The following is a 722-nucleotide window of genomic DNA, read 5'->3' on the forward strand; positions in this document are numbered from 1 at the left end:
GAAAAGCTTTTATCTCTCAATATGCTAAAGTTTATGACCATGCTTTTGTCTATGGCAATGCTCATGTTTATGGCAATATTTATGGTAATGCTCATGTGAATGGTAGTGCCCGCATTCTTGCTGATGCTCATATTTATGATCATGCGCATGTTTCTTATGATGCTACGGTTTTTAGTTATGCACGCGTTTATGGTCATGCCAAGGTTTCTGGCTCGGCTTGTATTTATAGCCATGCAAAAATTTATAATTATGCTGTTATTAATGGTCGTGCAAAGATTTATGGCAAGGTTTATGGGAATGCTTGTGTGAGTGGCTCTTGTGAGATTTATGGCTCTGTTTATGGCAATGCTAAAATCTCATATTGTGCAACGATCTGGGGGCGTGTTTATGGCAATGCAAAAATCAATAAAAAAAGCAAAGTAAGGTTGGTTCCAAAAAATTGTGAGATTTATGAAAGGGATAATGTTGTCAATATAACTGATAAAACAGAATAAAAACACGCATGGGGTGTGCATTCTTTATGGTTATAAACGCATATAAAATGCATTGCTATAAACATATCATAAAAGAGAGAGTAAAATAAAAAAAAGCCGTGCCAAGTGATATGACGCGGCTTTCAAATAGCGTTTTTTATTGATTAAAATGAATCATCCACAATGGAGTAATGAATGCATATATACAAAACGTATCATATTGCAAGCGCTCTATGAGAGATATGAAAA

The 722-nt window shown here is 34.9% G+C and carries 1 pseudogene; it reads left to right on the plus strand.

What is annotated here, in order from left to right:
• Positions 1–494, plus strand: a pseudogene (locus tag ACFINY_RS09860) (hypothetical protein); the annotation flags it as partial.
• Positions 495–722: the final 228 nt, after the last annotated feature.

The organism is Bartonella sp. AA23NXGY, assembly GCF_042197165.1.
Taxonomy (GTDB): Bacteria; Pseudomonadota; Alphaproteobacteria; order Rhizobiales; family Rhizobiaceae; genus Bartonella.